Here is a 17,234-nt window from a genome sequence, read left to right as displayed (position 1 = left end):
CGGTTGCCGCCTCCGAAATCGAAGTTGGTCGGGGAATGCTGAGACTATGGGGCCTCGTCGGAGGTGAGGCGTAGACTCAACCTCGCAACGAAGCATCCATCGCGGGAGGCATCATGTCACTGGTTCGAGTCCACAATATGAGCGTATCGCTCGACGGGTTTGCCACGGGCGAGGGGCAATCACTTGCGAGCCCCTTCGGTCACGCCGGCACCAGACTCACAGAATGGTTCTTTCCCACGGCCACGTTCCAGGGCATGACGGGCGACCGCGAACGAGAGCCGGTGTCGCTCGCGTCAGAGCCCGACGATCGCTTCGCGCGGCGCTGGGGCGAAAACATTGGCGCCGAGATCATGGGTGCCAACAAGTTCGGCCCACCCGGCTGGCAAGACGACCCCGAATGGCGCGGCTGGTGGGGCGATAACCCGCCGTTCCACACCCCGGTAGTGGTGTTGACCCATCACGAGCGCGCTCCGCTTGAGTGTAAGGGCGACAATACGTTTTACTTCGTCAATGCGTCCAACAGAGACGCCCTCACCCTGGCGCGGGAACTCGCGGGCGACCGCGACGTGCGAATCGGTGGCGGGCCCACCATCGTGCGGGGATTCCTCGCCGAAGGCCTCGTGGACATGCTGCACGTAGCCGTCGTGCCAATCATCCTGGGCCGTGGTGTGCGTCTGTGGGACAGACTTGAGGGGCTCGAACGCGACTTCACCGTCGAATCAGAGACGACCCCGTCAGGCACCACGCATATTACGTTCACCAAGGCAGCAAGTAGATAGCTACATTGCGTACGCGTGAATCGGCAATGCGAGGGGCACGCCCGCCGCTTCACCGCCCCCGGTCAAGATTCCGGTGATGAGATCGCGCGGAGCGGGATGATCCGGCAAAGCGGCAAGATAGTGGCGATGCGCCTCGAGCGACGCGACGCCTCGCTCGAGAGATGCCTCCGAGACCTCGATGGCGTGTGCGGGCTCGTGCATGGTGACGCACAGCCACGGTGCCTTCCACTCGGTGAGCTCCCCACTCACGAGCTGATCGGTGAACAGCCACGGGTTATCGGCGTCCCGCACGGCATCGACCACGCTGATTCCGGTCGCGCGGTGGTCGACGTGGTTCAGCCCTCGGCCCGCCTCGAGCTCCCACGACATGGTGACCACGATCTGCGGGCGCACGATGCGAATCTCGCGACAGATCGCCTCGCGCAACGCGAGATTCGGTTCGAGCAACCCGTCGGGAAAATCAAGGATTGTGAGCCGCGAGACACCCACGATGTCGCAGGATGCGCGCTGTTCCGCGGCGCGAAGCGGCCGCGCAATCTCGGGTGCCATGCCTCTGATGCCAGCCTCACCAGCAGTGAGTAGCAGGTACGAGACCTCGATGCCCTGCGCCGTCCACTCCGCCACCGCGGCGGATCCGCCGTACTCCATGTCATCGGGGTGTGCCACGATGCACAGTACCCGCTCAACGTTTTCGGGGGTAAACAACTCGAGAGTGGTCATGCCTGCAGCTTACGCCGCGGCGCGCAAAATTTCGGCCCGCGTTTCCCGGTGCGTGAGGACGCGGAAGTGCCCCGATGCCTGGACCACCACGTTCTGAGCGCCCGCGAGTGCGCTGCCATCGGGAATATGCGGATCGAAACGGGGGTACACCGAAACGATGCGCGTATTCGCCGTCAACGCGCCGGCAAGGAGCACGAGCGTTTCGTTCGCCGGACGGAAGGCGCGAAGGGTGCGGCCGAGCATGAGGTTCGCGTACCGTGATCCTCCGAACGGGGTCGCCACCGCGACCATCTGACGCACGCGATCCGCCCCCTCGCCAAACCCCATCACATGCTTGCCGATGAGGCCACCCTTACTGTGTGCCACGATGACGACGGCGTGTAGATCGTGCTCGACGAGGTACCCGGTAACGTGCGCCGCGCCTTTTGGCACAGGGGCGCGATTGCTGCCCAGCGCGCTCACGACGTGCACGGGATGCCCGGCGCCGTGGAGTTCGCGAATTACGGGCAACAGGAACTGCCACCGTTCGTAGACGCCCGGAATGATCAGCACCGGAGCGAGGTGCCCGCTGCGGAAGTCCCCGGGTTGAGCGCGTGACATCATGCCGCTCAGCTGCCGCCAGCCCGCATACGCATAATCGGCAAGGCGGGCCAGCTGATGCCGCACAAAGTTCATGCACTCAGCTTAGATTGTCACCGGATCGCTCGGTACCGGGTCGGCATTGCACGCGGGTTCCGAATCCGGATCTGCGTCGCACCCGGGCACAGGATCGGCCGCGCACGCTGGCTCGGGAGCCGGATCCGCGTCGCACGCGGGCGTCGGATCCGCAGCGCACTCCGGCGCGGGATCGCCCGCTAGCTGGGCTCCTCGCGGGTGTTCGGTGTCGAGGCTCGTGAGCACCGCATAGGTCAGGTCGGTTAGCAGCGCGACGCCGTCCCCGGGAAGCCTGCCGAGCCCCTCGAGCACCAGTTCGCGCACGGCCGAAGCGTACAGCGCCTGAGACTGTTCGTGCACGTGAACGCCCAGGGGAGTGAGCACCGCGTTGGTCGCGCGGCCGTCCTCGGGACAGGGGGCCCGTTCGATGAGTCCGCGTCGCTCGAGCGACGAAGCGACCCGCGAGAGACGCGGGAGCGTTGCGTTGGTCTTGCGCGCGAGCTCACTCATGCGCATGCGATGGGCATCGCTCTGCTCGAGTACGTCGAGCAGGGTGTGTTCAAACGCGGTGATCCCCACGGCCCCGAGTCGCTTGTCGAGCGCGGTGGGCAGCAGCTCAAGCATGGCGTGCAGTCGAGCCACTGCAACGCGTTCGGGGTAGCTCAGGGGAGTGGTCATGTGGCAATTCTAGCAAATGGTTGCGCCTACAAGTAAAGTGTGATTATCTTTTAGTTGTACCTGCAACCAATGCTTCCCGGGTGGGAAGCGACCAAGCGAGGAGAATTCCGAAATGGCAACGTTCACGATTTTTGGCACCGGCAACATGGCGAACGCAATCGGCGGCGTGCTCGCCGCGGGTGGCGCTGACGTCGACTACATTTCCCACGAGCAGGCCGCCTCCCAGGCGGCCGTCGTTACTGGCGAAACCGTGATCCTGGCGCTGCCGTACCCGGCGGTCGCTGGCGTTCTCGAGTCGTACGGTGCTCAGTTCGAGGGGAAGACCGTGGTCGACATTACGAACCCGCTCGACTTCGAGACGTTCGACAGTCTCGTCGTGCCCGTCGGCAGCTCGGCCGCCGCCGAGATCCAGGCCGCGCTGCCCCAATCGAGGGTACTCAAGGCCTTCAATACCAACTTTGCTGCGACACTTGCCACGGGCAAGGCTGGCGAGGCGGCGACTACCGTGCTCGTCGCAGGTGATGATGTCGATGCCAAGGCCGCTCTCGTAGCCGCCGTCACCGCGGGGGGCATCGCCGCGATCGATGCCGGTGCCCTGAGCCGGGCGCACGAGCTTGAGGCCCTTGGCTTCCTGCAGCTCACGCTCGCGGCCAGTGAGAAGATCAACTGGACCGGCGGCTTCGCGCTCAACAGCTAATCAACTCGGTGGGCCCGGCACCATGCGTGGTGCCGGGCCCACCGATCCGGAGCCGCGTGCAGAGGCAACCCGCTCGCGGGAACCGTAATCCCCGCCCGGCATCGGGCCGCAGCGCCACCAAGGAAGGCACACACATGAACCAGCAGCTTGACCCACGGACCGCTCCCGTGCATGACCAGACGCTCTCGGCTGCGCTCGAGATGGATGCCGTCAGCCTGCACGTCGGTGATCTCGAGAATATGAGTAGCTACTACGCGCAGGCGCTCGCGCTCGAGCCAATCGAAGAGCGTGTGATCGCGGGCCAGGTGCATCGGGTGCTGGGCCGCGGCGGGCTGCCGCTGATTCGGCTCATTCACGCGCCGGATCTTCCCGAGGTTAGCCCGCGAGACGCGGGGCTGTTCCACACCGCGTTCCTGTTTGAGGATGCCGCAAGCCTCGCCGCCACGGTGTACCGTGCGGCACAGGACCCGCGCAGTCGCTTCGCCGGATCGAGCGACCACCTCGTGAGCGAGGCCTTCTACTTCACCGACCCCGAGGGCAACGGCATCGAGCTGTATGTCGACCGCCCGCGCGAGACCTGGGGGTTCCTTGGTGGAGAAATTCAGATGGCCACGAACTACCTCGACCCCAACGCCTACCTTGCCGAGCACCTGGATGAGGCAGTGCTCGCATCGGCCTCTGCCCAGGCGGGCAAGGTGGGTCACGTGCACCTGCAGGTGGGCGACGTCGCGACTGCCCGCGACTTTTATGTAGATACCCTGGGCTTCGAAGCGACGGCGACCGCGATCTCAAGCGCGCTCTTCGCGTCGGCTGGCGGCTACCACCACCATGTCGCGATGAATACGTGGAACAGTCAGGGAGCGGGCCCTCGGGCCGCCCGCCTGGGGCTCGCGGACGTCGCGATCACGCTGCCCGGGCGTGAGGACCTCGACGCGCTCGCGGCTCGACTGCGCGCGCGGGGACTGCAGTTCGCCGACACGGGCCGCTCGATCGTCGTGCCGGATCCCTGGGGGACGCAGGTTTCGTTGTCGGTGCCCGGAGCCGGTGCGGAGGAGTTGCTGGGAGTGTAGCTGACGTTGCTCGGCGTGATGTTGCCTCAAGCCTCGCGGGGAGAGGGCACCCGTTGCGCGCGCTTCGCGGGCCGTGCGACGATGTGAGGCAGATGTGTTCATGCGTCGGGCCAGTGGGGCCCGACGCATGCTCGATCGGAGAGACTGTGACATGGATCTACTGAAGAAAACTCCGCTTGTTCAATTGATCGCGCCGGTCTCGCACACGTCACTGCCGCGCACCGTTGCTCGCCTGTTGCTGGGAGCGTTTCTTGCGTTCGCGGGCATCGCGCACCTGACATTTGCGCGGGAAGAGTTCGTCGCTCAGGTGCCGGAGGCCCTCCCGTTCGACACAGACTTGGTGGTGGTGGGGTCGGGCGTCGTGGAGGTCGCGCTCGGTGGTGCGCTCATTGCATTGCCCAGGCGGCGGGTTGCTGTCGGGTGGGTTGTGGCCGTCTTCTTTATTGCAGTGTTCCCCGGAAATATCTCCCAGTGGCTCAATGCGCGAGACGGGTTCGGGCTCGACACCGATGCGAAGCGGTTCGCCAGACTGTTCTTTCAGCCACTCCTCGTGCTCGCGGCCCTGTGGTCCACCGCGGCCTGGAAAGAACGACCGCGCCGCAGGCGCTGATCCGGGGCCGCGTTGTTCGTGATCGGGGAAGGGCGAAATTGATTAGCCAGGCTTTTAAGGAGCCCAGTATGCAATAAGCCAGGGTTGTAACTAGCCTATCTAGGTAAATTCAGCTAACGTTGTAGGCGTGAGCCGATCGAGTGCACTGCCCCAGACCACCACTGTCGTTGCAGCGGATAGCGCCGTCACGCCTTCGGCGGTTGAAATTGACCAATATCGAAACGTCACAGATCTCCTGCTGCAGCGATACGAAACAGCACCCGAACACATCGCGTTTGAAACTCGCCAGGTCGGGGCATCGATCGATCAGCCCTGGACACCCGTGAGTACGCGGCAGTTCACCGGGCAAGTGCAGGATCTCGCCAAGGGGCTGATTGCCAGCGGTGTGCAGCGCGGTGAAACCGTGCTGATCATGGCGCCCACGCAATACCTGTGGGCAGTTGTTGACCAAGCTGCGCTGTTTGCCGGGGCAGTGGTCGTGCCGGTTTATGACACGGCGCCCGCTGGGCAGCTATCGAGCATCATCGCCGACGCGCGACCTGTCGTGGCGTTCGCAGCCGCTCCCGAGCATCGCGAGCGGCTGATCGCGGCCTCTGCACTCGCCAAAACCGAAGCACCCACCATTTGGCTGTTGGAATCGGGGCCGCACTCCCCACTGTCTGCACTTACTGACTTGGGTGACTCGGTGACGGACGCGCAGCTAGAAGAGCGCCGGATCGAGGCCGCGCTCGACGACGTTGCCACCATCGTGTACACATCAGGCACTACGGGCTCGCCTAAGGGGGTGCTCATCACCCACCGCAACCTGGTGGGACAGGTACTCAATACCGCTGCGGCCTATTCGGAAGTCGTGCATGAGAGCGGCAACACAGTGCTGTTCCTGCCGCTCACCCATGTGCTTGGACGGGCATTGCAACTGATCTGCATCGCCAATGGTATGCGAGTCGCACACCTCTCCGATCCCAAAGAGGTGGTGCAGGCGCTATCGATCCTCAAACCCACCTTTCTGGTGGTTGTGCCCCGGGTGCTCGAGAAGATCGAGTCGGCTGCGGCCGCGTCTGCGCGAGACAAGCATCTTCTCCCGTTATGGCGCAGCGCACAGCGCACCGCGATTGAGTGGGCACAGTACATCGAGTCTGGCGACCGAGCACCGGTGATGCTTCGAATGCGGCGAGCATTCTTTGACCGGCTCTTCTACTCGAGGCTCCGATCGGTCATGGGCGGGCGGATGGAGTACTTGCTCTCAGGTGCGGCAGTGCTGCGCCCCGACCTCGCGCTCTTGTTTGGCGGGCTGGGCGTACCGGTGATCGAAGGGTACGGGCTCACCGAAACAACTGCACCATTGACTGGCGGTCGCCCCGGCTCGCTCGTCGCCGGAAGCGTCGGGACGCCCCTGCCTGGCAACGAGGTGCGGATCGCCCCCAACGGTGAGGTTCTCGCACGTGGCGTGGGGGTGATTGCGGGATACCGCAATAGCCAGCAAAACGAGGACGCGTTTATCGACGGCTATTTTCGAACGGGTGATATTGGATCACTCGACGAGACGGGAGCGCTGACGCTTACCGGGCGGCTCAAGCACGTCATCGTTACTTCGACCGGTCGCACTATCTCACCCGAGAGTTGGGAACAAGACGTCGAGCAACACCCGTTGGTGGCGCACGCAACCCTCGTTGGGAATGACCGTCCATACCTCACCGCACTGGTCGTGATCGATACTGAGGCTGCGCTTTCCTGGTTTAGTGAGCGGGGCGATAGCGCGCCTGAAGCATTGAACGCCACGAGCTTCGCTGACTGCCGAGACGGAAGGCTGAACGAAGAGATCTCAGCGGCTGTTGGGCAGGCGAACGCCGCAGTACCGCCTTCCGAAAGGGTGCAGGCCTGGACAGCGGTCGTGCTCGGTACCGAACAGATGGACGATTTCGTCACCCCCACCATGAAGCTGAAGCGACAGGCGCTCCTCAAAGCGGGTGCCCCACTCGTGGACGTGCTCTACGCATAGCCCAGTACCCGAGGTCGGCCCCGCCACGTCCCCCGCTCCCATTACACAGATCACTGCTTTCAGAAAGTTCAGAAACCATGTCACGACCCCGCCCCGTCGTCCTCGTCTCCGTCATCTGCATCGTTGTCGTGATGGGGATTCTGCTTGCGCTCGCTGGTAGTCAACACGGCTGGGCGGTAGGTGGATCCGGATCAACCCCCGGTTTCCCCGGCTTCGCTTTGGCGGTGCTCGTGGCCTTTGTCGTGCAGTGGATTGCGTACATTCCGGCATCCATCGCTCAGACCGATCGCTTCTTTGACGCCACGGGCAGTCTCACCTACATTGCAGTGACGATCATGCTGGTGCTGCTCGCGCCCTCGCTCGACGCGCGTGATTTGATTCTGGCATCGGTCGTGGTGGTGTGGGCCGTGCGGCTTGGAAGCTTCTTGTTCGTGCGCAACATTCGTTCGGGCCGAGACGACCGGTTCGATGAGATTAAGAAGTCGAAGCTGCGATTCTTGATGGTGTGGACGCTCCAGGCGCTGTGGGTGAGCCTGACTGCGGCGGCGGCCTGGATTGCGCTGGCATCCTCGAACTCTGCTCCGCTTGACTGGACCACGTGGGTAGGTCTGGCACTGTGGATCATCGGGTTCACGATCGAAGTGACCGCCGACCTGCAAAAGAGTCGGTTCAAGGCCGACCCCAACAACCGTGGCCGGTTCATCCGATCCGGGCTCTGGTCGGTATCGCGCCACCCCAACTACTTTGGAGAAATTCTGCTGTGGATTGGCGTACTCGTCATCGCCGCACCGGCGTTGCAGGGCTGGCAGTGGATCGCGCTTCTCTCTCCCGTCCTTGTTGTGCTGCTCCTTACGCGGGTCAGCGGAATCCCCACCCTTGACAAGAAAGCCGAGCAGAAGTGGGGCGATGACCCCGAGTATCAGGCTTATCGAGCACGCACATCGGTACTCATCCCGATGCCACCCAAGAAGTAGCGTGATGCGGTGAGGATCTCGATTTCATTCATGATTGATTGCGCTGCCGACACCGCATGGGAGGCCCTGCACTGCACCGATACCGTGGCGAGCGTCTACGCCCCGCTGTTGCAGATGCGTTTTGATGAACCGACTCCCGAGCGGCTGCGTACGGGCGACGCGGTCACCGTGCACCTGCGGGCCCTGGGTATCGTTCCGGTGGGGCGCCAAGAAATTTCGGTGCAGGACTCGATACAGACTCGTGGAGCTATTCAAGTGCGCACGATGCACGATCGTGGCGGTGCTGTGAGTGGACCGCTGCTGCTCGCCCGCAAGTGGCATCACCAGATGTCCATTGCGCCGCATGCCAATGATCCGGAGCGTGCGACGTGGACGGACACCCTGCAATTCTCGGGCCCGCTTGCCTGGCTGATCTGGCCGGTGCTGCGCGGCTCCTGGGGCCTACGAGAGCTCCGGATCAAGAGGCTTTCGCGGGGCTGGAACCTCAACGTCTGAGCCCCGTGCTACGCTCAGCTCACGTTCAAGAGTCGTGACCGTAGGTACCTGGCCGGTTACGCGACAACCCGAATCCATCGATTCCCGGGTGTCCCAGGGGAAGAACGGGCTTCGCGAATCCTCGCGATGCAAGGTTCGATGGGGTGTTTTGCCCCGGAGAGGGGCGTTGCCCCATGTCTGATTCATCCATTTCGTCATCGCGATTGAACGCGGACGCTGCCGATGTCGTCGGCAGTGTCAGAGATATCGGTTGGTGGCGGGCGCTCGGTCTGCGAACTGAGGATGACCCCTTGCTTGACGTCGCTGCGCTGCGCGGAGCCGTCACCGAGGGGACCAAGGTCGGGTTCCTGGCCGCGCTTCGCCCCGTGGGGTTTGAGTACGCGGAGTCTGATGGAAGCGTCACTCGGATGACGCTCGAGGAGGTGCGCGAGCGCCTTGCAGCGATCGACCGCGAGCGTGCAGCCGCCGCCTTGCAGCGCCGAGAAGCGGGGGCCGTCGAGCGGCTTCGGCTCGGCGGGGCAAAGCTCGACGAAGCCTACGCAGCGCCCGACGCAGCAGTTGTAATTGTCGAGGGGGCCTGGGCCGGGTTCACGCGCGCTGACGCTACCGCGTGGTGCTGGAACCTCTTCCAGTTTGAGCCGCACGGGTTCGTGCACCCGGGCTCGCAGGTGCGTTCTGAGGCCATGCGGCTTCTCGAAGCAGGCGGCCTGCCCGAGGTATTTGGTTACCCTGCGCGAGCTCGGGAGCTCACCGCGACTGGCCTGACACCTCGCAGCTACCGGGGCCACAAGGTCGCGCTGGGGGCGCGAACCTTCACTTCAGCTGACGTCATGATGAGCTAGCGAACGGGTCGAGTTCGCCTGGGGGCGTCTAGGGCGCGGCCCGATCCTGATGTGCCGGATCGGGCCGCGCGTCCGTTCGAAGCCGAACTGTTGAGGCGCCGGTTGCTGGGCTACGCTGCCCGGTGCACGACGTTCCCGTCGACAACGGTCAATACGATTGGCAGCTCGGGGAGATCTTCTACCGTGGTGGTGACGGGGTCGCCACCGAATACAGTGACATCGCCGAGTGCACCGACCGAAAGATGGCCGCGATCCTGCCAGCCACGGGCCTGTGCCGGCCAGAGAGTGTATGCCAAAAGCGTCTCCTCGCCGGTCAGTAGCCCCTCGGGCTCAAAGACAACGGTGGCGTCGGCTCCCGGAGTGTGACGGCCGCGCGCCCAAGCCATCCCGACCCGGGGGTCGAACTCGGCCACGGGCCAGTCCGATCCGAGGGTCAGACGGGCACCGGCATCGATGACGTCGCGAGCCCGGTAACCGGTGCTGCGGCGATCCTCGCCGAGACGCTGGGCCCAGTTGTCGCTGAAATCCTCGCTGCGCCACTGCATGTGAAGCGGCTGCATTGACGCGGTGACGCCCGAGGTGCCGAGCTTCGCGACATCCGCATCGCTCATGACCTCGAGGTGCTCGATCGAGTGGTGAGGTTGTCCGACGGCCCGCGGCGGCAGCTCGGCGTATGCGTCGAGCACATCGTTGACGGCACGGTCGCCGACGGCGTGCGTCGCGATCTGAATCCCGGCATCGTGGTACTTGCGAATGACGCGCTTGTACTCGCTCCACTCGGGCCAGGCGGCCTCGCGCCCGTCGCCGTGGGTGTCTGGTGCGTGCAGCAGTGCGGTACCGGTGTCGATGACTCCGTCAGAGAAGAGTTTCACCGCGCCGCCTTCCCAGAGGCGGCCGCGCTCGTCTTTCTCCTGAATGACGCGATCCTGATCAGCGTCGGTGTGATGTACCTTATGCCATTCGTGCAGCACGAGGCGCTGCGGCAGGCGACCGCGCGACTCGAGTTCGCGCAGCATGGTCTTGTCATTCGCGGTGCCGTCCATGATCGCGCTGCCGGTGATGCCGGTCGCGGCGAACTTGAGCAGCAGCGCCTCGAGGCGGTCGAGCTCTGCCTCAATGTCGGCGATCGGAATGGCCTCGGCCATGTCGCTCAGGATCGACATCTCGCTGAGCTCACCGGTGAAACGCCCGTTCTTGTCCACGACGGTCTCGCTGCCATCGGGATAGTGCACCGGCTCGTGAATCCCAGCGGCGGTGAGTGCGGATAGCGAGGCGAGGCCGGTGTGGCCGTCGTAGAAGCGGAGGTATGTCGGGTGGTCGCCGACGACGTCCTCGAACGTGCTGCGGTCGATGCCGGTTTCCTCGAACATCTCGTATTCGAGGTTCCATCCTTCGAGCCATGCGCCCGGCGCGAGTGCCGCGGCGGCTTCTGCGAGGCGCGCGCGCAGATCGTCAATCGTACTCAGGCCGCCGAGGTCGACGCCTCGGGTAGAGAGCGCACCCGAGATGGGGTGGGTGTGTGAGTCCCACAGCCCCGGGGTGACGGTGGCGCCGCGCACGTCGATGATCTCGATGGGGTTGGGGGCTGTGGCTGCGGCGGCGGTTGCGGCAGCGCGGATCTCGTCGTCTGAACCTATGGCCGCAATGACACCATCCTGTATGAGCAGAGCTGTAGCAGCCTTGCCGTGTGCGGCAGCCGCAACGTTCCTGCGCAGGTGCGCGCCGATGACGGCGATGTTGCCGCCGGAGAGCCTCGAATTCATTGTTAACCTTTCACGCCATTGTCAGGGTAGGGAATGGTTGGGATGCGCCTCGGACCGGGTGTCGTACGGTGTACGTAGCGGGGCGCTGGTGACAGTTAAGTGGAAGCGGCGTCGGCTGTCAACTACAAGCCGATCGTCCCATGTCAGTGGTCCCGGGGACACTATTCACATGAGACATTCACCGTTGAATCCACCTGCCGAGCTCCTCGCGGTGCTCGATTCGGTGGTGGCGGGAATTGTTGCGGTGCGTGCGCAAATGCATGCGTTGGAGGCGGCGGAAGCGATGCTGTTGCAGGCCGGTGACATGATGGCCAGGCAGATGGCGTCTGCGTCTGCGTCTGTGTCTGCGGGGGCTGGTGCGGCGGCGGGTGCTGGCGGGAAGCCGACGGACAGTGCCCTCAATATGGCGTACCGTGCCGTGCAGACCGAGATCGGTGCGGCGGTACACGAGTCGGATCGAACGATCGCGCTGAAAATGGGGCGTGCCACCGAGCTCGTGGAGCAGTATCCGGCGGTCTACCGGGCGCTTACCCGGGGAAACCTGTCGGGGGCGCACGCGAACGCGATTGTTGATGCGGGCGAGATCATCGATGACGAGGCAGCGCGCGGGGCGTATGAGGCACGGGTGCTCGAGTTCGCAGCAGGGGAGTCGGTGGGCCGGTTGCGGCCGGTCGCGAAGCAGTTGGCCGAGGAGCATTCGGGTGAAGGGCGTGAGGAGCGGTGTGAGCGGGCGCGCGCGTTGCGGCGGGTGTTCGTGGTGGAGCGCGAGGACGGGATGGCCGATCTGACGGCATACCTGCCGGCCCCGTATGCGTACGGGATTAAGGACCGCTTAGACCAGATGGCGCGTCTCGCGTTGGATGAGCGACAGAGCGCCGAGAAAGCTGCGGCTGCGGCTGGGGTCTGCCAGCAAACGTTCGATGTGGCTGATACCCGCTCCGCCGACAACCGCCCTCCCGATAACTTTCCGGCCGATAACCGGACGGCTGACCAGCTGCGCGCCGACCTCTTGACCGACATGCTCCTCACCAGCGACTTCGACCAGCTGCGCACCAATGGTGCGCCCGGCAGTAATGTGAGGGCGCGGGTGCAAGTGATCGTTCCGGTGCGCCGCATCAGGCAGGGTGTTGGTGGGGGATTTCGCGCCAGCAAGAACGAGTTCGACGAGCCGTTTAGTGGGTTCTTGGACGCTGACGAGCTGGACCTCATCGCAGGAACCAGTGGCACAGGTGCTGATGTCGCGACGTTGGAGGGGTATGGCCCGATCGGCGACGAAGACGCCACCGATATTGCGGCGCATGCGACCTGCTGGGAGAAAGTATCCGTGGACGCTGATACCGGGACCGTGCTCACGGTCGACACGTATCGGCCCTCGGCCGCGCAACGCAGATTCCTTGGTGCGAGAGACCTCCACTGCCGGTTCCCGGGCTGTCGGGCGTCGCTGGCCTGGTGCGATATTGACCACACGATCGATGCGGCGTGGGGAGGGCCCACAAGCAGTGACAATCTGGGGCATTTGTGTCGTCGACACCACACGTTGAAACACGCGACCCCGTGGACGGTGACGCAAGACCAGAACGGCGTATTCAGCTGGGTCAGTCCGACCGGGCGCACCTTTGTCGACCGGCCTGAGAGTAACGTGCGATTTCGAGCGGTGGACGAGGGCGAGGGGACAGCTGCGCCTCCCGCACCCGGGCACGGATCGGGAACCGAACGTGAAACACCGTGGGGCAGGGACTTCCCGCCGTTGAAAGCGCGGAGCGACAGTAAGGCCCGCGATAGCAGCAGGGATCGGGGTAATGACAAACGCCAGGGCGGTGAGGGGACAGCCCCGTTTTAATCACCCAAACCACCCAGCAGCCCGCGGGAACAAGGTCAGCACCGTTGTCCAGATCCTTCGCCGAACCAGTTGCTCTCACCGTAGGCTGATTGCATGCGAATCGACGTGGCAGCGCTGCTTTTTGACATCGATGGAACCCTGGTGGCTTCGATCGACACCGTCGAGCGAGTGTGGCGGGCCTGGGCCGCCACCCGGGGCCTGGACCCCGAACCTATCCTGTTGACCTGCCACGGACGACGCAGCGAAGACACCCTCGCAGAGCTCTTGCCGCAGGAAGAGATTCCGCGAGCGCTCGCCGAACTCGATGCGCTCGAACTTGAGTACGCTGGTAGCGAGGTCGCGCTTCCCGGCACCCGCGCACTCCTCGAACAACTCGCGCGTGAGACACATCCACGCTGGGCCGCCGTTACCTCGGGCGGCCGCTCAATCATGGAACCGCGGCTTCGGGCCACAGGCCTCCCCGTGCCCCCGGTGTTCATCGCCGCCGAAGATGTTCCCCGCGGTAAGCCCGACCCCGCGGGCTACCGCATGGCCGCACGAGAGCTCGGCGTCGATCCGGCCGATTGCCTGGTCATCGAGGACGCCCCCGCAGGGATCGGCGCGGGTCTTGCTGCGGGCGGCCATGTGCTCGCGGTCGCGACCTCGCACTCCGAGCCCGAACTCCAATCGGCGGCGACTTTCTTTGCGGCGATGCTGGGTCACAGCAACCGAAGCAACGATCACAGCGGCACCGGTGCCAAATCCGCGGCACAGTTCGCGGTGGTGGGCGACCTGGACGCGTGTGAGTTTGTGCTCGATCCGGATCGAATCAGGGTGCGCACCCGCTAACCCGCGCTACAGCGTGCGCAGGATCTTTTCGAGCGCCTTGCCCTTGGCCAGCTCATCGACCACCTTGTCGAGTAGACGAATCTGCTTCATGAGGGGGTCCTCGACCTCCTGTACCTTCACACCGCACACCGACCCGGTGATGAGTGAGGCCGCCTTATTTAGCCGGGCCGAAGCAAAGAACTCGCGAAATGTTGTCTCGCGGGCGATCTGATCTTCAAGCTCCGCCGCGGAGTACCCGGTCAGCCAGCCGATGACAGTATCAAGCTCGTCCTTCGTGCGCCCCTTCCGCTCGACCTTGGCGAGGTAGAGCGGATAGACCGACGCGAAGCTTGTCTCAAAGATTCGGTGCATGCCGCGAGTGTATCCCCGCCCGCCGCCCGCGCCCAGTTACACTGCCAGCATGATCGATCTGAGTCACTCGATTCGTACAGGCATGACTGTGTATCCGGGCGACCCCGGGGTGCGATGCGTGCAGTCCCTCTCGCTCGATGCTGATGGTGCGGAAGTGATGGCGGTGAGCCTGGGGTCGCACTCCGGCACCCACATCGATGCGCCCTCGCACTCGGTCGAGGGCGGCCGGAGCATCGACGAGGTGGCCCTCGACGAACTCGTCGGCGACGCGCTCGTGCTGCACCTCGAAGACCGTGTCGGGCCCGGCACTCGCATCGATGCCGCGATGCTCGAGGCTGAGCTCGAACAGTTCGTCGCGGTGCCGCGCATCGTGCTGATTCACACCGGCTGGGATCGACACTTCGATACCGACCTTGCTTTCGACCATCCGTTCCTCGACCGCGATGCGGCTCAGGCGCTCTGGCATCGCGGCATGCGCGTGCTGGGGGTCGATACGCTGAGTCCGGATCGCACCGCTGCCGAAGTGGCGGGCGGAGGAGCGGGTTTGGGGCTTGGCAAAGAAGCGGCGCCCGGAGTGTTTCCCGTGCACGACGTCGTGTTGGGCGGTGATGGGCTCATCGTGGAGAACCTGCGCGGCCTCGAACAACTCGGTGCGCTCGCACGGGTCGGCTTCTTTCCGCTGCCACTCACCGGCGACGGCGCCCCCGTGCGTGCCGTGGCCTGGCGGCCCGGCAGTGATCTGATGCGCTAGCTGAATGACATGTCGGGGGTGGGTTGTAGCCTGCCCGCATGGTCCTATTCATTTTTGACACCGCCACTACGCTCAATGGATTCCTCGCTGACAAGAACCACAGCCTGGACTGGCTCTTTGCCGTCGAGGGCGGCGACGCTCCGACCGACGAGCTGTACCCCTCGAAGGCCCGGGTGCTGGTCGAAGGATCGCACACCTATGAGTGGGTGCTGAAGCAGGAACAACTGCTCGAAAACCCCAAACGCTGGGGCGAACTGTACGGCGACAAGATCACGTTCGTGTTCTCCTCGCGCGACCTTCCGGTACCCGAGGGCGCGGACGTGCGGCTGCTGCGTGGGTCGGTGGCCGACGCACTGCCCGAAATCTGCGCGGCGGCTGCGGAAGCGGCGGCGGGTGAGCCGGCTGTCGCTGGCTCACCCGTACCCCAGGTCTGGATCGTCGGAGGGGGAGACCTCGCAGGGCAGTTCTACGACGCCGGGGTGCTCGACCGCATCGCGGTGTCGGTAGCCCCGGCAACGCTGCCCGGTGGCGCGCCGCTTCTACCGCGGCGCATTGATCCGGCCAAGCTGCGGCTCGAGAGCGCCCGCGCGGTGGGGCAGTTCGCACGCCTGGAGTACGGGGTGATTCGCGACTAGATACCCAGGGGTCGAAGACTTCTGGCGGCCTTGCGCTACTCGCGTTACTTACGCCCGCGGGGAATCGCGGCCGCGAGGGCGGTGCCCGCGAGGGCTGCCCCGACCGCGACGGCGAGCGACACCAGGAACCCGTCGAGCGTCGGCACGAGTGTCCCACCCACGTCGTGCATCATCGATGCGAGGATCACTCCCACGATGGCGGCTGCGCTGGTGGTGCCGAGCGAGCGCATGAGGGCATTAAACCCGTTTGCCGCGGCGACCTCCGCCGCGGGCACCGAACCCATGACGAGCGCCGGCATCGCACCAAACGCGAAACCGATGCCGCAGCCCGAAACCGCGCTACCAATTGTCAACAGCACGATCGTGGTCAGGATAAGCGAGGCCGGCGCCTCTCCCGGTGCGCGGTTGCCCAAAGTGCCGAGGACCAGAGCGATCACGCCGTAGCCCACCGCGATCACGATGCCAGCGAGCATCAGCGTGACTCGCGGCCCGCGGGTGCGGCTAATCTCCGCGCCCATCTTCGCGACGGCCATCATGCCGATTCCGATCGGCATCATCCACAATCCCATGATCACCATCGGCTGTCCCAGACCATAACCGAGCGTGACCGGCAGCTGCATGACCTGTGGCACGACGAGGTTCATCGCGTACATCACAAAACCAAACATGATCGATGCGAGGTTTGTGTACAACACGGTCGGAATGATGGCCGTGCGCAGACTGATGAGCGGGTGGCGCAGGCGCAGTTCGTACCAGCCCCACAGCCCAAGAACCGCGATCGCGATACCGAACGATCCCAGCGTGAGTGGGCTCGCCCAGCCCCACTCGCTGCCCTTGGAAATACCGAGCAGCAGCGCGACGAGTCCGATCGCCAGCCCAATCGCCCCCACAACATCGAAGCTCGCGCCCGTACGGCCCTGTGGCCGCGGCCGAATGACGACCGCGATCGCGGTGCCCACGATGAGAGCGGCGATGCCCACGCCCCAAAACAGCATCCGCCAGTCGGCGAACTGCGCTACTCCCGCCGCGATCGGCAGGCCCAGGGCGCCGCCGATGCCCATGGAGGAACTCATGAGCGCGATCGCCGCCCCGGCCTTCTCGCGGGGCAGGAGTTCGTGCAGGATCGAGATGCCGAGCGGCACCATGCCGCTCGCGACGCCCTGCAGGGTGCGTCCCAACACCATGACTCCGAGCGAGTCGGCGAGGGCGCAAGCGATTGATCCGGCGACGAATGCAGCGATAGCCACGAGCAGCATGAGCTTCTTGCCGTAGAGATCGGCGAGACGGCCGGTGATTGGCGTGGAGACGGCTCCCGCGAGCAGCGTCGACGTGATGATCCAGGAGGCATTGGCGGCCGAGGTGTCGAACATGCTCGGCAGCTCGCCAATCAGGGGCACGATGAGGGTCTGCGCGAGCGACACCAGAATCCCGGCAGCGGCGAGCACCGCGACGATGAGACCGGGCGAGGGCTGAAAGGCAGCGCGAGAGTCGCGCGAAGTTCGGATCACTTATGCATCATACACATCGGATGCAAGATGCACATTTTCA

The 17,234-nt window shown here is 64.6% G+C and carries 18 protein-coding genes and 1 riboswitch; of the genes, 12 read left to right on the top strand and 6 right to left on the bottom strand.

Annotated features, from left to right (window positions below; genetic code table 11):
- Window positions 1-137 precede the first annotated feature (137 nt).
- Entirely contained in the window at window positions 138-779 is a 642-nt protein-coding gene (locus C795_RS0101845) for a dihydrofolate reductase family protein (protein WP_017792058.1), read from the top strand.
- Here the strand turns inward: C795_RS0101845 and C795_RS0101840 are convergent, their stop codons facing one another.
- From C795_RS0101840 to C795_RS0101830, 3 genes are read right to left on the bottom strand one after another with little or no spacing between them, the layout of a single operon-like run.
- Window positions 780-1,499: a PIG-L deacetylase family protein gene (locus tag C795_RS0101840; protein WP_017792057.1), complete on the bottom strand. Its 720-nt coding sequence runs from the start codon at window positions 1,497-1,499 to the stop codon at window positions 780-782.
- A 9-nt stretch (window positions 1,500-1,508) separates the two neighbouring features.
- Window positions 1,509-2,174 (bottom strand): esterase/lipase family protein, encoded by a 666-nt coding sequence (locus C795_RS0101835; RefSeq protein WP_017792056.1) that lies wholly within the window; start codon window positions 2,172-2,174, stop codon window positions 1,509-1,511.
- A gap of 9 nt (window positions 2,175-2,183) precedes the next feature.
- Complete coding sequence (locus C795_RS0101830; protein ID WP_017792055.1) at window positions 2,184-2,831, bottom strand: MarR family winged helix-turn-helix transcriptional regulator; 648 nt, start codon at window positions 2,829-2,831, stop codon at window positions 2,184-2,186.
- A 112-nt stretch (window positions 2,832-2,943) separates the two neighbouring features.
- On the opposite strand from C795_RS0101830, the gene C795_RS0101825 reads away from it, so the two are divergent.
- From C795_RS0101825 to C795_RS0101795, 7 genes are all read left to right on the top strand, one after another.
- Window positions 2,944-3,528, top strand: a complete 585-nt coding sequence (locus C795_RS0101825; RefSeq protein WP_017792054.1) for an NADPH-dependent F420 reductase — start codon at window positions 2,944-2,946, stop codon at window positions 3,526-3,528.
- A gap of 134 nt (window positions 3,529-3,662) precedes the next feature.
- The gene (locus tag C795_RS0101820) at window positions 3,663-4,598 is read left to right on the top strand and encodes a VOC family protein (RefSeq protein WP_017792053.1); all 936 of its coding nucleotides are present in this window, start codon (window positions 3,663-3,665) and stop codon (window positions 4,596-4,598) included.
- A 184-nt stretch (window positions 4,599-4,782) separates the two neighbouring features.
- Window positions 4,783-5,208, top strand: coding sequence for a DoxX family protein (locus C795_RS0101815; protein ID WP_017792052.1), 426 nt, complete (start codon window positions 4,783-4,785; stop codon window positions 5,206-5,208).
- A 127-nt stretch (window positions 5,209-5,335) separates the two neighbouring features.
- The gene (locus C795_RS0101810; protein WP_017792051.1) at window positions 5,336-7,207 is read left to right on the top strand and encodes an AMP-dependent synthetase/ligase; all 1,872 of its coding nucleotides are present in this window, start codon (window positions 5,336-5,338) and stop codon (window positions 7,205-7,207) included.
- Window positions 7,208-7,284: 77 nt separating this feature from the next.
- A complete protein-coding gene (locus C795_RS0101805) occupies window positions 7,285-8,181 on the top strand; it encodes a DUF1295 domain-containing protein (protein ID WP_017792050.1) in 897 nt (298 codons plus the stop codon).
- Between the two features lie 30 nt (window positions 8,182-8,211).
- The gene (locus tag C795_RS0101800; protein WP_017792049.1) at window positions 8,212-8,676 is read left to right on the top strand and encodes a hypothetical protein; all 465 of its coding nucleotides are present in this window, start codon (window positions 8,212-8,214) and stop codon (window positions 8,674-8,676) included.
- A gap of 23 nt (window positions 8,677-8,699) precedes the next feature.
- A riboswitch (SAM riboswitch) is annotated at window positions 8,700-8,817 on the top strand.
- A 32-nt stretch (window positions 8,818-8,849) separates the two neighbouring features.
- Window positions 8,850-9,518: a hypothetical protein gene (locus tag C795_RS0101795; protein ID WP_017792048.1), complete on the top strand. Its 669-nt coding sequence runs from the start codon at window positions 8,850-8,852 to the stop codon at window positions 9,516-9,518.
- 110 nt (window positions 9,519-9,628) lie between these two features.
- Here the strand turns inward: C795_RS0101795 and C795_RS0101790 are convergent, their stop codons facing one another.
- Window positions 9,629-11,281, bottom strand: coding sequence for an amidohydrolase (locus tag C795_RS0101790; RefSeq protein ID WP_017792047.1), 1,653 nt, complete (start codon window positions 11,279-11,281; stop codon window positions 9,629-9,631).
- A gap of 169 nt (window positions 11,282-11,450) precedes the next feature.
- Here C795_RS0101790 and C795_RS0101785 point away from each other — a divergent pair, with 169 nt between their 5' ends.
- Both C795_RS0101785 and C795_RS14800 read left to right on the top strand, forming a co-directional pair.
- The gene (locus C795_RS0101785; protein WP_198008407.1) at window positions 11,451-13,121 is read left to right on the top strand and encodes an HNH endonuclease signature motif containing protein; all 1,671 of its coding nucleotides are present in this window, start codon (window positions 11,451-11,453) and stop codon (window positions 13,119-13,121) included.
- Window positions 13,122-13,214: 93 nt separating this feature from the next.
- Window positions 13,215-13,949 carry an HAD-IA family hydrolase gene (locus C795_RS14800; protein WP_017792045.1) on the top strand — a complete coding sequence of 245 codons (735 nt, stop codon included), beginning with the start codon at window positions 13,215-13,217 and terminating at the stop codon, window positions 13,947-13,949.
- Between the two features lie 6 nt (window positions 13,950-13,955).
- Here the strand turns inward: C795_RS14800 and C795_RS0101775 are convergent, their stop codons facing one another.
- A complete protein-coding gene (locus C795_RS0101775; RefSeq protein ID WP_017792044.1) occupies window positions 13,956-14,300 on the bottom strand; it encodes a DUF2200 domain-containing protein in 345 nt (114 codons plus the stop codon).
- Between the two features lie 49 nt (window positions 14,301-14,349).
- Between C795_RS0101775 and C795_RS0101770 the strand changes: the two genes are divergently transcribed.
- On the top strand, window positions 14,350-15,051 hold the full coding sequence (locus C795_RS0101770; protein WP_033348835.1) for a cyclase family protein: 702 nt from the start codon (window positions 14,350-14,352) through the stop codon (window positions 15,049-15,051).
- Window positions 15,052-15,089: 38 nt separating this feature from the next.
- The gene (locus C795_RS0101765) at window positions 15,090-15,686 is read left to right on the top strand and encodes a dihydrofolate reductase family protein (protein ID WP_017792042.1); all 597 of its coding nucleotides are present in this window, start codon (window positions 15,090-15,092) and stop codon (window positions 15,684-15,686) included.
- Window positions 15,687-15,730: 44 nt separating this feature from the next.
- Here the strand turns inward: C795_RS0101765 and C795_RS0101760 are convergent, their stop codons facing one another.
- Entirely contained in the window at window positions 15,731-17,194 is a 1,464-nt protein-coding gene (locus C795_RS0101760; RefSeq protein ID WP_017792041.1) for an MFS transporter, read from the bottom strand.
- Window positions 17,195-17,234: the final 40 nt, after the last annotated feature.

It is taken from the genome of Leucobacter salsicius M1-8 (genome assembly GCF_000350525.1).
Classification (GTDB): Bacteria; Actinomycetota; Actinomycetes; order Actinomycetales; family Microbacteriaceae; genus Leucobacter; species Leucobacter salsicius.
This window is presented reverse-complemented; position numbering and strand designations above follow the sequence as displayed.

Bases quoted from the DNA above. Each gene is read 5' to 3' on its own strand.
- C795_RS0101830 (WP_017792055.1), bottom strand. From the start codon at position 2,831: ATGACCACTCCCCTGAGCTACCCCGAACGCGTTGCAGTGGCTCGACTG.
- C795_RS0101770 (WP_033348835.1), top strand. From the start codon at position 14,350: ATGATCGATCTGAGTCACTCGATTCGTACAGGCATGACTGTGTATCCG.
- C795_RS0101800 (WP_017792049.1), top strand. From the start codon at position 8,212: ATGATTGATTGCGCTGCCGACACCGCATGGGAGGCCCTGCACTGCACC.
- C795_RS0101790 (WP_017792047.1), bottom strand. From the start codon at position 11,281: ATGAATTCGAGGCTCTCCGGCGGCAACATCGCCGTCATCGGCGCGCAC.
- C795_RS0101845 (WP_017792058.1), top strand. From the start codon at position 138: ATGAGCGTATCGCTCGACGGGTTTGCCACGGGCGAGGGGCAATCACTT.
- C795_RS0101785 (WP_198008407.1), top strand. From the start codon at position 11,451: ATGAGACATTCACCGTTGAATCCACCTGCCGAGCTCCTCGCGGTGCTC.
- C795_RS0101805 (WP_017792050.1), top strand. From the start codon at position 7,285: ATGTCACGACCCCGCCCCGTCGTCCTCGTCTCCGTCATCTGCATCGTT.
- C795_RS0101765 (WP_017792042.1), top strand. From the start codon at position 15,090: ATGGTCCTATTCATTTTTGACACCGCCACTACGCTCAATGGATTCCTC.
- C795_RS0101825 (WP_017792054.1), top strand. From the start codon at position 2,944: ATGGCAACGTTCACGATTTTTGGCACCGGCAACATGGCGAACGCAATC.
- C795_RS0101820 (WP_017792053.1), top strand. From the start codon at position 3,663: ATGAACCAGCAGCTTGACCCACGGACCGCTCCCGTGCATGACCAGACG.
- C795_RS14800 (WP_017792045.1), top strand. From the start codon at position 13,215: ATGCGAATCGACGTGGCAGCGCTGCTTTTTGACATCGATGGAACCCTG.
- C795_RS0101795 (WP_017792048.1), top strand. From the start codon at position 8,850: ATGTCTGATTCATCCATTTCGTCATCGCGATTGAACGCGGACGCTGCC.
- C795_RS0101835 (WP_017792056.1), bottom strand. From the start codon at position 2,174: ATGAACTTTGTGCGGCATCAGCTGGCCCGCCTTGCCGATTATGCGTAT.
- C795_RS0101775 (WP_017792044.1), bottom strand. From the start codon at position 14,300: ATGCACCGAATCTTTGAGACAAGCTTCGCGTCGGTCTATCCGCTCTAC.
- C795_RS0101840 (WP_017792057.1), bottom strand. From the start codon at position 1,499: ATGACCACTCTCGAGTTGTTTACCCCCGAAAACGTTGAGCGGGTACTG.